Origin of the sequence: Limnohabitans sp., assembly GCF_023910625.1 — a bacterium.
Lineage (GTDB): Bacteria > Pseudomonadota > Gammaproteobacteria > Burkholderiales > Burkholderiaceae_C > Limnohabitans_A.
The window spans coordinates 1,204,799-1,218,655 of record NZ_JAAVVW010000003.1 but is presented as its reverse complement, the minus strand read 5'-3'; the positions used below and the strand labels follow the sequence as shown (position 1 = coordinate 1,218,655).

At 61.4% G+C, this 13,857-nt stretch carries 10 protein-coding genes and 1 other RNA gene; 5 read left to right on the top strand and 6 right to left on the bottom strand.

Annotated features, from left to right (window positions below; translation table 11 throughout):
* Positions 1-2 precede the first annotated feature (2 nt).
* Genes HEQ17_RS09010 through gyrA form a run of 4 tightly spaced genes read right to left on the bottom strand, consistent with a single transcriptional unit; the run spans position 3 to position 5,838 of the window.
* Positions 3-899, bottom strand: a complete 897-nt coding sequence (locus tag HEQ17_RS09010; protein WP_296292433.1) for a prephenate dehydrogenase/arogenate dehydrogenase family protein — start codon at positions 897-899, stop codon at positions 3-5.
* A gap of 7 nt (positions 900-906) precedes the next feature.
* Positions 907-2,007, bottom strand: coding sequence for a prephenate dehydratase (gene pheA, locus HEQ17_RS09005; protein WP_296292432.1), 1,101 nt, complete (start codon positions 2,005-2,007; stop codon positions 907-909).
* Positions 2,008-2,043: 36 nt separating this feature from the next.
* Positions 2,044-3,135 (bottom strand): 3-phosphoserine/phosphohydroxythreonine transaminase, encoded by a 1,092-nt coding sequence (serC, locus tag HEQ17_RS09000; protein WP_296292431.1) that lies wholly within the window; start codon positions 3,133-3,135, stop codon positions 2,044-2,046.
* A gap of 3 nt (positions 3,136-3,138) precedes the next feature.
* On the bottom strand, positions 3,139-5,838 hold the full coding sequence (gene gyrA, locus HEQ17_RS08995) for a DNA gyrase subunit A (RefSeq protein WP_296292430.1): 2,700 nt from the start codon (positions 5,836-5,838) through the stop codon (positions 3,139-3,141).
* 230 nt (positions 5,839-6,068) lie between these two features.
* On the opposite strand from gyrA, the gene ompA reads away from it, so the two are divergent.
* The 5 genes from ompA to HEQ17_RS08970 all read left to right on the top strand — a co-directional run bounded on the left by ompA (position 6,069) and on the right by HEQ17_RS08970 (position 10,155).
* Positions 6,069-6,737 carry an outer membrane protein OmpA gene (gene ompA, locus HEQ17_RS08990; protein WP_296292429.1) on the top strand — a complete coding sequence of 223 codons (669 nt, stop codon included), beginning with the start codon at positions 6,069-6,071 and terminating at the stop codon, positions 6,735-6,737.
* 91 nt (positions 6,738-6,828) lie between these two features.
* On the top strand, positions 6,829-7,539 hold the full coding sequence (gene ubiG, locus HEQ17_RS08985; RefSeq protein WP_296292428.1) for a bifunctional 2-polyprenyl-6-hydroxyphenol methylase/3-demethylubiquinol 3-O-methyltransferase UbiG: 711 nt from the start codon (positions 6,829-6,831) through the stop codon (positions 7,537-7,539).
* Positions 7,540-7,541: 2 nt separating this feature from the next.
* Positions 7,542-8,207, top strand: coding sequence for an HAD-IA family hydrolase (locus HEQ17_RS08980; protein WP_296292427.1), 666 nt, complete (start codon positions 7,542-7,544; stop codon positions 8,205-8,207).
* A gap of 13 nt (positions 8,208-8,220) precedes the next feature.
* Positions 8,221-8,609, top strand: a transfer-messenger RNA (tmRNA) gene (gene ssrA, locus HEQ17_RS08975).
* A 73-nt stretch (positions 8,610-8,682) separates the two neighbouring features.
* Positions 8,683-10,155, top strand: coding sequence for an amidase (locus tag HEQ17_RS08970; RefSeq protein ID WP_296292426.1), 1,473 nt, complete (start codon positions 8,683-8,685; stop codon positions 10,153-10,155).
* 42 nt (positions 10,156-10,197) lie between these two features.
* Here HEQ17_RS08970 and HEQ17_RS08965 read toward each other — a convergent pair whose 3' ends face one another.
* On the bottom strand, positions 10,198-11,472 hold the full coding sequence (locus HEQ17_RS08965) for an HlyD family efflux transporter periplasmic adaptor subunit (RefSeq protein ID WP_296292425.1): 1,275 nt from the start codon (positions 11,470-11,472) through the stop codon (positions 10,198-10,200).
* Positions 11,469-13,850, bottom strand: a complete 2,382-nt coding sequence (locus tag HEQ17_RS08960; RefSeq protein WP_296292424.1) for an FtsX-like permease family protein — start codon at positions 13,848-13,850, stop codon at positions 11,469-11,471. The genes HEQ17_RS08965 and HEQ17_RS08960 overlap by 4 nt, the downstream gene beginning before the upstream one ends.
* Between the last annotated feature and the right edge of the window lie 7 nt (positions 13,851-13,857).

The window sequence follows — 13,857 nt, the reverse complement described above, 5'->3', positions numbered from 1 at the left end:
GTTCAGTTTTCTGGGGCTTGGTTGCAAGCGTGACTTGCTTGCAGCGTCCAGGCCGAGCGCACATCGCTGGCTTGTTGAATCAGTTGTTGCAGCGCGGCGGTGTCGCCTTGCTTCAGGGCGTTTTCAAATTGGTCGAGGGCACTGCGAAAGTGCGCCAATTGCGCGAGGACTTCCGCATGGTTGGCGCTCAAGATGTCTCGCCACACCGAGGCATCTGAAGCGGCGATGCGGGAAAAATCCCGAAATCCCGGACCTGCCATCTCCAAAAACGCAGGGCCTTGCGGTTGGGCCGTCAGCGCATTCACGGCGGCAAAGGCCAGCAAATGCGGCAAGTGGCTGACGGCGGCAAAAGTGGCGTCATGGGCCTGCGCTGTCATCTGGCTCACATGGCTACCGATGGCAGTCCATACTGCGCTCGCTGTTTTTATCTGGCCGATGCTGTTTTGCGGCAAGGGCGTGAGGATGGTGCGTCGCGCTTGGTAGAGCGAGCCTTCGGCATGCTCAATGCCCGCGACTTCTTTGCCCGCAATCGGGTGGGCAGGCACAAAGCAGCTCAGGCGTTCACCCAGGGTGGCAATTGCCGCGGCAATCACATCGCCCTTGGTCGAGCCCACGTCCATCAGCAAGGCATTGGGGTGCAGTGCTTGGCGCATGGCGGCAAAGCTGCTTTGCATCGCGCCCACAGGAACGGCCAGCAAAACAAGATCTGCGCCTTGCACCGCATCGGCCACGCTGGAGCAGGCGTGGTCGATGACTTGAAGTTCCACCGCAAGTTGACGGGTTTTTTCAGAGGCGCTGAAGCCGACAATGGTTTGCACAAGACCTGCCTCGCGCAGCGCGAGCGCAAACGAGCCGCCCATCAGACCGCAGCCGATCAGGGCCAAGCGTTCGAATTTCACCGCGCGCTCACTCGGGCACCGGGTATGAACCCAGCACCTTGTAAAACGCGCACAAGCCTTGCAACTCTTGCAAAGCAGCGGCCACATGCGGCTCGTTGATGTGGCCTTGCAAGTCGATGTAGAAGTAATACTCCCACTGGCCCGATTTGGCGGGGCGCGACTCAAAGCGGGTCATGGACACACCGTTGTTTTTGAGCGGCACCAGCAAATCGTGCACCGCACCTGGGCGGTTGGGCACCGACACCACCAGGCTGGTGCAGTCTTTGCCAGACGCTGGTGGCGTGGCCAAGGTCTGCGGCAAAGCGATCACGGCAAAGCGGGTGCGGTTGAAGGCTTCGTCCTGAATGGCGTGGTGCACGATGTGCAGACCAAACTGGCTGGCGGCACGTTCGCTGGCCAAGGCGGCCCAATTCGGGTTGGTGCTGGCTAGACGTGCGCCTTCGGCGTTGCTGGCCACGGCGCGACGTTCGGCCAGTGGAAGATGCTGATTGAGCCAGCCTTGACACTGGGCCAAGGCTTGGGGGTGGGCCATGACCACTTCGATGCCAGCGTCGGCGTTGATCTGGCGCAGCAGGTTGTGGCGCACCAACAGGCTGACCTCGCCCACCACATGCACGGGCGAGCGCAGGAACAAATCGAGCGAACGGGCCACCACGCCCTCGGTGGAGTTTTCCATGCCCACCACGCCATATTGGGCAGTGCCCGCAGCGGTGGCGTGGAAGACTTCGTCGAAGTTGGCGCAGTAAATCAGGTTGGCCGCACTGCCAAAAAACTCAATCGCTGCCTGTTCGCAAAACGTGCCCTGAGGGCCGAGGACCGCCACGCGTTGTGGTGCTTCGAGCGCCAGGCAGGCTGACATGATTTCGCGCCAGATGGATGCCACATGTTCGTTTTTGAGTGGCCCGGGGTTGGCCTGGGTGATCTTGTCGATGACTTGCGCCACGCGGTCGGGGCGAAAGAAGGGCGAGCCTTCGGCGCGTTTGATCTCGCCCACCTGCTCGGCCACATGGGCGCGTTGGTTCAGCAGGCTCAGCAGCTGTTTGTCCAGCGCGTCAATCTGCACGCGCAAAGCGCCCAGGGCATCCGACTGAATGGGTGGTTGGCTCATGTCTCGTGTTCTTTCTGGCGGCCTGTTGGGCGGGCTTCAGGCCTGTGTTTTTTCAAATGCGCGCATGTAAGCCACCAGCGCCTGCACGCCTTCGAGGGGCATGGCGTTGTAAATGCTGGCCCTCATGCCGCCCACCGATTTGTGCCCTTTGAGCTGCAGCAAGTTGGCTGCTTTGGCACCGGCCACGAAAGCATCATTGCGCGATTCGTCGCGCAAGAAAAAGGGCACGTTCATGCGCGAGCGGCAGTCCTTGGCCACACGGTTTTCAAACAAACTGGAGCTGTCCAGAAAGTCGTACAGCAGCTGCGCTTTGGCAATGTTGCGCTGTTCCATGGCTGCAATACCACCATGCTTTTTGAGCCACTGAAACACCAAACCTGCGATGTAAATACTGTAGGTGGGCGGGGTGTTGTACATGGACTGGTTATCTGCCACCAGCTTGTAATCAAAAGCGCTGGGGCAATGCGGCAGGGCATGGCCGATCAGGTCTTCGCGCACGATGACCAAGGTCAGCCCGGCGGGACCCAGGTTTTTTTGTGCGCCACCAAAGGCCAGACCCACACGGGACCAGTCTACCGGGCGCGAGGCCACATGCGAAGAAAAATCCACCACCAGAGGGGCATCACAGCCCAAGGCTTTGAGGTCCGGCAGTTCGGAGAACTCGACACCGTGAATGGTTTCATTGCTGCAAATGTGCACATAGCGGCTGTCCGCGCCCACCTGCCAAGTGGCAGGGGCGGGCAGGGTGGTAAAGCCTTCCACCTGACCCGAAGCGGCCACACGGGCTGGGCCGTATTTGCCAGCTTCCTTGAGCGACTTTTGGCTCCAACTGCCCGTGAGCACAAAGTCCATGGCCCCGCCTTGCGACAGGTTCAGCGGCACGATGGCGTTTTCGGCCAAGCCCCCGCCTTGCATGAACAAAATCTTGAAGTGGGTGGGCACCGCCAACAATTCGCGCAAGTCGGTTTCGGCTTGCTCGTAAATGCTGATGAACTCCTTGCCGCGGTGGCTCATCTCCATCACGCTCATGCCCGAGCCATGCCAGTCCAACATCTCGGCCGCAGCTTGTTGCAGCACGGCTTCGGGCATGACGGCGGGACCCGCTGAGAAGTTGAAAGCGCGGCCCATCACTTATTGCGCTGCCGGTGCACTGTCATCCGGAGCGGCGTCGGCACCTCCCGCTTCACCGTCCGCCACTTCGCCTTCCGTCACATTCGCGTCATTTTCCACGATGCGTTGCAGGCCTGACAGCTTGGCACCTTCGTCCAGACCGATCAGCGTCACGCCTTGTGTGGCGCGGCCCATCTCGCGGATTTCGGACACGCGGGTGCGCACCAACACACCGGTGTCGGTGATCAGCATGATTTCGTCGTCGGCATGGACCAAGGTGGCGGCCACCACTTTTCCGTTGCGCTCGGATTGCTGGATGGCGATCATGCCTTTGGTGCCACGGCCATGACGGGTGTATTCGCTGATGTTGGTGCGTTTACCGTAACCGTTTTCGGTGGCAGTCAAGACGCTGGCGCGGGCTGCGGTTTCGTCTGCGACAGCGGCCGGGTCTTCTTGTTCGGACACCAGCATGGCGATCACGCTTTGGTGGTCTTCGATCATCATGCCTCGCACGCCACGGGCGCTGCGGCCCAGGGGGCGCACATCGTTTTCGTCAAAGCGCACGGCCTTGCCGCCGTCGCTGAACAACATCACGTCGTGCTTGCCATCGGTCAGAGCCGCACCGATCAAGAAATCGCCTTCGTCCAGGTTCACAGCGATGATGCCGCCCTTGCGCGGGTTGCTGAATTCGTCGAGCGAGGTCTTCTTGACGGTGCCCATGGACGTGGCCATGAACACATATTGGTTGTCCGGGAAGGTGCGTGCTTCGCCGGTCAGGGCCAACACCACGTTGATTTTTTCGCCTTCTTGCAGCGGGAACATGTTGACGATGGGGCGTCCGCGTGAGCCGCGTGAGCCCGCAGGCACTTCCCAGACTTTCAGCCAGTACAAGCGGCCGCGGTTCGAGAAGCACAGCAAATAGTCGTGTGTGTTGGCGATGAACAGCTGGTCGATCCAGTCGTCTTCTTTGGTGGCGGCGGCTTGTTTGCCACGCCCGCCGCGTTTTTGCGAACGGTACTCAGACAGGGGTTGGCTCTTGATGTAGCCGCTGTGCGAGAGCGTGACCACCATGTCGGTGGGTGTGATCAGGTCTTCGGTCGACAGGTCTTGCGCGCTGTGTTCGATTTCGCTGCGGCGTGCGCCGATCTTGGTCTGGCCAAATTCCTGGCGCACGGTGCCCAGCTCATCACCAATGATGGTGGACACGCGCTCGGGCTTGGCCAGGATGTCCAGCAGGTCTTCGATCTCGGACATGACCTCTTTGTACTCGGCCACGATCTTGTCTTGTTCCAGACCGGTCAGGCGCTGCAGACGCATCTGCAAAATCTCTTGCGCTTGCGTGTCCGACAAACGGTACAAGCCGTCTTGGCCCAAACCGTATTCACGCTCCAGTCCTTCGGGGCGGTAGTCGTCGGCGTTCACCACCGAGCCATCGTCGCGGGCGCGGGTCAGCATGGTGCGCACCATCTGGCTGTCCCAGGCGCGGGTCATCAGCTCGGCCTTGGCCACAGGGGGTGTGGGCGCGCCACGGATGATGGCGATGAAGTCGTCGATGTTGGCCAAAGCCACGGCCAGGCCTTCCAGCACATGGCCACGGTCGCGTGCTTTGCGCAGCTCAAACACCGTGCGGCGTGTCACCACTTCGCGGCGGTGCTGCAAGAAGACCTGGATCAGGTCTTTCAGGTTGCACAGCTTGGGCTGGCCGTCGATCAAGGCCACCATGTTCATGCCAAAGGTGTCTTGCAGCTGGGTCTGTTTGTACAGGTTGTTCAGCACCACCTCGGGCACAGCGCCACGCTTGAGTTCGATCACCAGGCGCATGCCTGATTTATCGGACTCGTCCTGGATGTGGCTGATGTCTTCGATTTTCTTCTCGTGTACCAACTCGGCCATGCGCTCTTGCAAGGTCTTTTTGTTGACCTGGTAGGGCAACTCATCGACCACGATGCACTGTCGTTGGCCTTTGTCGATGTCTTCAAAGTGGCACTTGGCCCGCATGACCACGCGGCCGCGGCCCGTGCGGTAGCCGTCCTTGACGCCGGTCATGCCGTAAATGATGGCACCCGTTGGGAAGTCTGGCGCAGGGACGATTTCCATCAGTTCATCAATCGAGGCTTCGGGGTTGCGCAGCAAATGCAGGCAGGCGTCCACCACCTCGTTCAGGTTGTGCGGCGGGATGTTGGTGGCCATGCCCACCGCAATACCGCCCGAGCCGTTGATCAGCAAGTTGGGCAGGCGCGAAGGCAGCACCAGAGGCTCTTTTTCTGAGCCGTCGTAGTTCGGGCCGAAGTCAACGGTGTCCTTGTCGATGTCCCCCAGCATCTCGTGGGCGATCTTGGCCAAGCGGATTTCGGTGTACCGCATGGCGGCAGCATTGTCGCCATCGACCGAGCCAAAGTTGCCCTGGCCATCCACCAGCATGTGGCGCATGGAAAAGTCTTGCGCCATGCGCACGATGGTGTCGTACACCGACTGGTCGCCGTGCGGATGGTATTTGCCGATCACGTCACCCACGATACGGGCCGACTTTTTGTAGGGGCGGTTCCAGTCGTTGTTCAGCTCGTGCATCGCGAACAAGACCCTGCGGTGCACGGGTTTCAGGCCGTCACGGGCATCGGGCAGGGCACGCCCGACAATCACGCTCATGGCGTAATCGAGGTAGCTGCGCCGCATTTCCTCTTCCAGACTGATGGGCAGTGTTTCTTTGGCAAACTGGGTCATATACAAGGAGTGGAGTGGCGCGGTGGAAAATTGTCATTTTAGTTGCAAGCCATTGTGGCGTCCATGCAACATTTGTGAGGCATTTGAAAGACAGCCTTGCAGTCCGTCCTGCAATTGACAGACGGGTGCACGGTCTATGGCACAATAAATCTCAACGCAGCAGATGACGGTCATCTGATGCGTCATTTTTACGCAGCGAGTCTGCGGCTTTATCCCTCAAGAGGAAGACCATGAAGAAACTGAACAAAGTGGCGATGTTGTTGGCCTCCGCAGCTCTCGCAACCGCCGCTGGCGCACAAACTGTTGACAACTGGCGCAATGGGACTGGTGACCTGGTTTGGAAAAACGGCACCAACGAACTGTGCTGGCGCAATGCCAACTGGACACCTGCTACTGCTGGTGCCGGTTGTGACGGTGCCATCGTTGCCCCCAAGGCCGCTGCACCAGCACCAGCACCAGCACCAGCACCAGCACCAGCGGCTGCGCCTCGTCCAGCTGCACCTGCTGCCCCGGCTGCACCAGCATTGCCGCCAGCAGCTGCCACCAAAGTCACTTACGCAGCCGATGCTTTCTTTGACTTCGACAAGTCAGTGCTCAAAGCCGAAGGCAAAGCCAAGTTGGATGACCTGATCGCTAAAGTCAAGGGCATCAACCTGGAAGTCATCATCGCCGTGGGTCACACCGACTCCGTGGGCTCTGATGCTTACAACCAGAAGCTGTCGGTCAAGCGTGCTGACGCTGTCAAGGCTTACTTGGTGACCAAGGGCATCGAAAAGAACCGCGTCTACACCGAAGGCAAGGGCGAGAAGCAAGCCGTTGCTGACAACAAGACTGCTGCTGGCCGTTCCAAGAACCGCCGCGTTGAAATCGAAGTGGTCGGCACACGCCCTAACCGCTGATCCCTCACCGGACCCGAAAAAAGCCCCAGCAATGGGGCTTTTTTTCGTCTGTCGTTCTTGCCCGGTGCCTGTTCACCGACAATCTGACCCCATGAATACAAGCAATTCCAACGTCGATCCGGCCGAACTGGCCAAGTTTTCTGACCTGGCACACCGTTGGTGGGACCCCGAAAGCGAATTCCGCCCCCTGCACCAGATCAACCCGCTGCGCCTCGAGTGGATCAACGGCTTGGTACCCTTGAACGGTTTGAATGTGGTGGACGTCGGCTGCGGTGGCGGCATTTTGGCCGATGCCATGGCCCGCAAAGGCGCCCAGGTGCTCGGCATTGACCTGGCCACCAAATCTCTCAAAGTGGCCCAGCTGCACGCACTCGAAGCGGGCACCCAGGGTGTGCAATACCGCGAATCCAGCGCTGAAGCTCTGGCCGCCGAGCAGCCCGCGCAGTTTGACGTGGTCACCTGCATGGAAATGCTCGAACACGTTCCTGACCCCTCGGCAGTCGTCAAAGCCTGCGCCCAAATGGTCAAGCCTGGCGGCTGGGTGTTCTTTTCGACGCTCAACCGCAACCCCAAGTCCTTTTTGTTTGCCATCGTCGGGGCCGAATACATCCTCAATTTGTTGCCCAAAGGCACACACGAATTTGCCCGCCTGATCAAGCCCAGCGAATTAACTGCCTGGGCACGCGAAGCCGGGCTGGACGCCCAAGGCTTCAAGGGCATGGAATACAACCCCTTCACCAAGCGCTATTGGCTGAGCCAAGACACCAGCGTGAACTATTTGCTGGCCTGCCGGAAAGCCTGACCATGTTCCAAAGCGCACAAGCCGTCTTGTTTGACCTGGACGGCACCCTCATCGACAGCGCGCCTGATCTGGGCGCCGCAGTGGACCAAATGCGTGTGGCACGCGGTTTGTCGTCTCTTCCGCTTGAGCACTACCGGCCCATGGCCGGTGCTGGAGCCCGTGGCATGCTGGGCCTTGCCTTTGGCATGACACCCGAGCACCCCGACTTCGAGGCGATGAAAGAAGAGTTTTTCGTCACCTACGAAAACTGCATGACCGAACGCACCCGCATCTTCGACGGCGTGGTGGACATGATCGAGCGCCTGGTGGCCTTGGGGCTGCCTTGGGGCGTGGTCACCAACAAATCCAGCCGATTCACCGACCCGCTGACCGCGGCCATGCCTTTGTTTGCCTCAGCCGGCGCCATCGTCAGCGGCAACACCACCCCCCACGCCAAACCGCACCCTGAGCCTTTGTTTGAGGCCGCACGGCGTTTGGCCATCGACCCGGCGCGTTGTGTGTACGTGGGCGACGACGAGCGCGACATCGTTGCAGGCCTGGCCGCAGGCATGGGCACGGTGGCTGCCACCTACGGTTATTTGGGCCAACAGAGCGATATTTCGCGCTGGAATGCCCATTTGCACATCGATTCACCGATGGACCTCTTGCAATTCCTCAAGAGCGCCTAAAATAGGTCCCTCAGGGGCTGCACTGGTTTCGACATGGGTTCGGACGCGTGGCAGGGCATGTCGAGGTTCTGATCCTCGTTAATCTTCGGAAAAAAAACTAACTGCAAACGACGAACGTTTCGCACTCGCCGCTTAATCCGGTGAGCCTTGCAACAGTTGGCCGATAGGCTGGGTTAGGGTGATGAGGGGGTTAAACCCCTCAAAGTCCTAGCTGCAAGGTAAAACATATGGGCTGGCATCACCTCGGGTACCTTGGGGTGGTGTGAGAAAAAAGGGTGCTGGCTGGGTGTTCAGCGTGTCGCTGCGCGGTTCATTTGGCGAGACTCAAATCAGACGACTACACATGTAGAACTGTACGAAAAAGACTTATGGACGGGGGTTCAAATCCCCCCAGCTCCACCAAACCTTAAAAAGCCAACCTCAACCGGTTGGCTTTTTTTTGGCTGAATGGGCCCATCCGACTTGGAGAACGGCGATGACTTTGGCAATGACTTGGCAAGAGTGGGTGCAGCACGATGCGGTGGCTTTGGCCGAGCGGGTGCGCCGTGGCGATGTGACGTCGGCTGAACTGGCCGCACAGGCCGCAGCCGGGGTGGCCAAAATCAACCCGGCGGTGCACGCGGTGGTCGAGGTGTTTGACGATGTGGTGGCCGACCCGCTCAAGGACGGCTTGAACCTGGACGGTCCTTTTGCAGGCGTGCCGTTTTTCATGAAGGACCTGGGGCCCACGATGAAGGGGCGCTTGCAAGAGATGGGGTCCTTGATGATGCGCGGCAACCGGGCCAGCGCTGACACCTTCCTCACCAGCAAGATGCGCCAGGCGGGCCTGAACCTCATGGGCCGCACCACCACACCCGAGTTTGGCGTCTGCAGCTCGGCCGAAAACCCTGCGGTTTATGTCACGCGCAACCCCTGGAACCCGGCGTACACCAGCTATGGGTCTTCGGCGGGCACGGCGGTGGCGCTGGCTGCCGGCGTGCTGCCGCTGTCGCACGCCACCGACGGAGGCGGCTCGATCCGCATCCCGGCGGGCACCAACGGCAACATTGGCCTCAAGCCTTCGCGGGGTGTTTTTTCGATCGCGCCTGCAGCTTCAGATTTGACCGGTCTGGTTTCGACCCAGGGCTGCCAAAGCCGCACGGTGCGGGACACGGCCGCTTTTGTGGACCATTGTCGGGGCGGTGCGCCGGGCGAGTTCATGCCCTACTGGATGCCGTCCGAGCCTTACAGCCGACTCATCGAACGCGATCCGGGACGCCTGCGCATTGCCTTGTCGCACGAGTGGGGTGACTTTCGGGCCGCGCCGCATTTTGTGGCCGAGCTGGAGCGGGTGGGGCGCTTTTTGGAGGGGCTGGGCCATGAGGTGGAGTGGGCCTTGCCCGAGGTGGATTTTCGGGCCGCGTTTGAGGCGCAGACGACGTGCTACATCAGCAACTTCGCGCAAACCATCTCCAACTTGCTGACCCCCAGGGGCCTGGTCAGGCCCTTGCCCGATCTGGTGGAGCCCATCAACATCAAGATTTGGGAGGCGGGCCTGAAAACCAGCTATGCCGATCGAGCCCGGATGCAGGCGGTGTTTAACAATACTTCGCGATCGTTTGGTCGGTTCTTTGAGGACTGGGACATCATCCTGACGCCCATCACCGCCTTGCCCACGCCCAAAATCGGCACGGTGGAATATTTGACAACCAGCGACAACTCTTCGGTGCTCGATTGGTTCCATCACCTGTGGTGCAACTTTGCTTATACCCCTTTGACCAATTTGTGTGGCATGCCGGGCATCTCCATGCCGATGGCCTGGCAAGACAATGGTTTGCCCTTGGGTATCCAGGCCCAGGCCTGCCAAGCCAACGATGGCTTGCTGCTGCAACTGGCCGCGCAGGTCGAACGTGCCTTGGGTGGTCAGTGGCACGCGGATCGTGTGCCCCAGGTGCATGTGAGTCACTGACCGTGTCGTCGGACTCCGATCCGTCAGGAAGACGTGGGGGGCCTAGGGGCTGCGCTTTTGGATGCGTTGACCTTCGCGCAGCGGGGCAGGGTAGAGCACCACTTGGTTGCCCGCCTGCAGGGTGCCGGTTTCGATCCAGGCGTGTTCGGCGTTGCGGTCTTTGAGCACCACTTGGCGGGCACGGGCTCGGCCCTGGTCAAACAGCCAAACCCGCCACTGGCTGCCGTCGCGCACCAAGGCTGCGGTAGGCACGCGCAGGGCTTGCTCGGTGCGTGCACTCACGATGCGGGCATCGACCCGAAAGCCGTCACCCAGGCCAGGTGCAGAGGCTTCGGGGGTGGGCAGCAGGTCCACCCGTACGTTCACGCGTTGCTCTTCGATGCCCAGGGCCGAAATTTTGGTGAAAGCGATGGGCTCGATGTGTCTGACGTGGCCCTGCAGTGGCACATCCTGTGCGCTCAGTGAGAGGCTCACGGGGGCACCCACGGGGATCTGCCGGGCGTCTGCAGACAGCACATCGATCACCGCCTCCAGCGAGCGCAGGTCGCCCAAAGTCAGCAAAGCTTGCCCAGCGGTCACGGGTCCGGCGCTGCTTTGGTGAATCTGCAGCACCTGGCCGTTCACAGGGCTGGTAATGGCCAGCAGATCGGGACGGGTGGCTGGGGCAGGAGGGGCTGGTGTGGCAGCGCTCGGGTGCAGCGCCGCCTGGGATTCGGCCAGACTGAACCGGGTCGCAAGCAGCTCGGCCAGCCCGGCTTGCAGCGCTTGTTCGGCGGCGCGCTCGGACAGTTGTGCCTGGTCCAGCGCGGCCTGGGCCATGAAATTTTGCTGCGCCAATTGCGCGGTCCTTTGGGTTTGCAGGCGGGCTTGGTCAAGCGCGGTTTGCAGTTGCTGCACTCGGGCGCTGGCGGCCTCCTGTGTGGCTTGGTCACGGCCCACACGCTGGCGCAAGACCGTTTGCTGTCGGGGGTCGATCATGGGTGAGGTCACGGGGGCCAGCCAGGCCACCGTTTGGTGCGCTTGCACCGGGTCACCGACTTGCAGGTCTGACCGTTGCAGGTGGCCAGCCAGGGGTGCGGTGACAAGGTAGCGTTGTTTCAGGCGCAGCTGGCCGTCTTCTTCGATGCTTTGCTCAAAGAGACCTACGGTGACCGCTGCCAGATCCACATTCACCGGACGCGGCGCAAAGGCCCACCACAGACCAGTGGCCGCGCCCAAGCCCGCGAGTGCCCAGACCAGCCACTGCCAGTGGGGGCGGTATGCACGCTCGGCAGGTGTGTCCGGGATGGAAAGGGGTGTGGGGTGCTTGTCGTTCATTCTCTGACTTTCAAAACGGCGACCAAGTCCAGTTGGTCAATCTGGCGGCGCACCAAAAGCGCGCTGAGCAAGCCGGCGGCCAGTACGATGAGGACGGCCCAGCCATAGGTGGGCGGGGCAATGACCACAGGAAAATCGATGTTCTCGGAGGACATCAGTTGCATCAGCCACGAGGCCAGCGCCCAGCCGCCTGCTGCACCCAGCGGCAAGGCCAGCAGCAGTTCGGCTCCCAGCGGCCCCAGCAGCAAAACCGAGACTTCTGCCCGCGTCATGCCCAGCACGCGCAAGCTGGCCAGTTCCCAGGCGCGCTCGGACAGGCTGATGCGCGCCGCGTTGTACACGATGCCCACCGCCATGGCCACGGCAAACAGGGTCAGGATGGCGCTGAACACGCCCATGTTGCGTGAGGTGGTTTCCTGAAAACCGGCCAGCGACGAGGCCTTGTCGAGCACCGCGACGATGACCGGGGCTCCCTTGACCGCTTGCCAAAACGCGGGCATGGCCAGGGGGTCCACCTGCAAGCTCGCTTCGGTCACACCCGCACCTTCGCGGGTCAGACGGTGCATGGCGTCCAGGTCCATGAAAGCTTGCTTGCCGATCAGGGTGCGCACAATGCCCACCACTTCGACGCTGGCGCGTTGTTGTCGGCCCGTCAAGAATTCCACCTCGACCCGTTCGCCCACTTGCGCGCCGAGTCGCTGTGCCAACAGGGCAGACAGCACCAGCCCTTGCGGCGGCATTGTCAGGGGGCCTTGCTCGGTGTCGATGGCACGCATCAAACGCGCGCCTTGGGGCAGCCCGAGCATCATGCCTTCGTCGTTTTGGCCGGCCCGGTGCAGGCGAACCGAGCTCGTGCGTTGCGCTTCGGCATGCAGCACGCCCGGTAAGCGCTGCAGGTCTTGCTGCACCGAGGGCCTGAGCTCGTGCTGAAAATAAACCACCACATCGCCACGCTGCACTTGCCGGTATTGCACATCCATGATGTGTGCCACCGCGTCCAGCCAGAAGGCCCCCGAGATTTGCAAAGCCACCGCCAGCGCGATGCCGGTGACCGTGAACAGGGCGCGCCAGGGGCTGTTTTGCAGGTGGCGCATCGCCATCAAGGTCGCGGTGGGCACATGGCGGCTCAGTCCCATGCGTTCCAGCAGGCTGCGCTGTTGGTGCGCAGGCAGCGGCGCTTGCATGGCCACGGCAGGGCGCAGGCGCACCACCGCCTCGATGGACCGCCAAGTGCCTGCGGCGGCGGCTGCCATCACCAGCGCCACCGAAGCCAACACCAGCCAGGGGGTGGTGGCGTAGTCCAGACGCTCAAAGCGAAAGCTCTCGCTATACAGGCCCAGCATGGTACGTCCGATCCATTGGCTCAGCGCCAGCCCCGCCAGCAGACCCAGGCCTGCGATGGCCAGGGCCAGCCCCATGTAGTGCCAGGCGATGCGGCTGTCCGGATAGCCCAGCGCTTTGAGTGCCGCAATCGGGTGGCGCTGCGTGGCCACTTGGCGTCCAATGACGCCGTTCAGGATGAACACCGACACCGCCAAAAAAATCGCGGGCAGCACGGTGCCCATGACTTGCATTTGCGACAACTCGTCGTTGACGATCCGGGCAGAAATTTGTTGGTCTTGACGCATGGCCCCACGTGTGCCGTAAGGCCCGAGTAAGGCGTCGATCTGTGCGAGGGTGTGCGCCAGGGTCGCCGGACTGGGTGCACGCTCGTCCAAGCGGAAGAATGCCTGGTTGAACGCGCCTTGCATATCAAACACCTGGGCCATGCGCTGGTGGTCGATCCACCATACGCCAAAGCCCTTGTCGTCAGGCGCGCCCCCGCGCGAGGCAAACACATACTCGGGTGATATCACTGTGCCCACCAGATGCACGGTTTGCAGTTGGCCATTCAGGAGGGTCTGTACCCGGTCACCGAGCCGCATTTGGCGCGCCTGCGCAAAGCGCTCGTTGACCACGGCTTCCAGCAAGCGACCGGGTTCGGGCCAGCGGCCACTGCGCAAGCTCAGGGCGTTCAGGCCCTGGCTTTGGGCTTGCACACGTGCCAGTTCCAGGCCCACAAAGCGCGCCGTGACGGGGGCTTGCGCGTCGGGCAGGGCCAGTTGGGCGTCATGCACCACGTTCAGTTGGATGTCGGCCACCCCCGGCACGGCCCGCAAGCGCCCTTGCAGTTGCAGCGGGGCGCGCTGCACGCGGATGAATACATCGGCCATGTGGTTGTCACGGTAAAAGTTGTCTCGGGCCTCCTTCAGCGAGGCGTGTACCGAAAACATCCCCACAAAACCGGCCACCCCAATGGCCACCACCACGGCAATGGTCAGTACTTGCGCCCACAGTCTGTGCAGGTCGCGCCAGAGTTTGGTGTTCAGGGCGCGCATGGGGTGC

Excerpts from the sequence above, each read along its gene's own strand:
- HEQ17_RS08960 (WP_296292424.1), bottom strand. The coding sequence starts at position 13,850 with ATGCGCGCCCTGAACACCAAACTCTGGCGCGACCTGCACAGACTGTGG.
- HEQ17_RS08965 (WP_296292425.1), bottom strand. The coding sequence starts at position 11,472 with ATGAACGACAAGCACCCCACACCCCTTTCCATCCCGGACACACCTGCC.
- HEQ17_RS08970 (WP_296292426.1), top strand. The coding sequence starts at position 8,683 with ATGACTTTGGCAATGACTTGGCAAGAGTGGGTGCAGCACGATGCGGTG.
- gyrA (WP_296292430.1), bottom strand. The coding sequence starts at position 5,838 with ATGACCCAGTTTGCCAAAGAAACACTGCCCATCAGTCTGGAAGAGGAA.
- ompA (WP_296292429.1), top strand. The coding sequence starts at position 6,069 with ATGAAGAAACTGAACAAAGTGGCGATGTTGTTGGCCTCCGCAGCTCTC.
- HEQ17_RS08980 (WP_296292427.1), top strand. The coding sequence starts at position 7,542 with ATGTTCCAAAGCGCACAAGCCGTCTTGTTTGACCTGGACGGCACCCTC.
- serC (WP_296292431.1), bottom strand. The coding sequence starts at position 3,135 with ATGGGCCGCGCTTTCAACTTCTCAGCGGGTCCCGCCGTCATGCCCGAA.
- ubiG (WP_296292428.1), top strand. The coding sequence starts at position 6,829 with ATGAATACAAGCAATTCCAACGTCGATCCGGCCGAACTGGCCAAGTTT.
- pheA (WP_296292432.1), bottom strand. The coding sequence starts at position 2,007 with ATGAGCCAACCACCCATTCAGTCGGATGCCCTGGGCGCTTTGCGCGTG.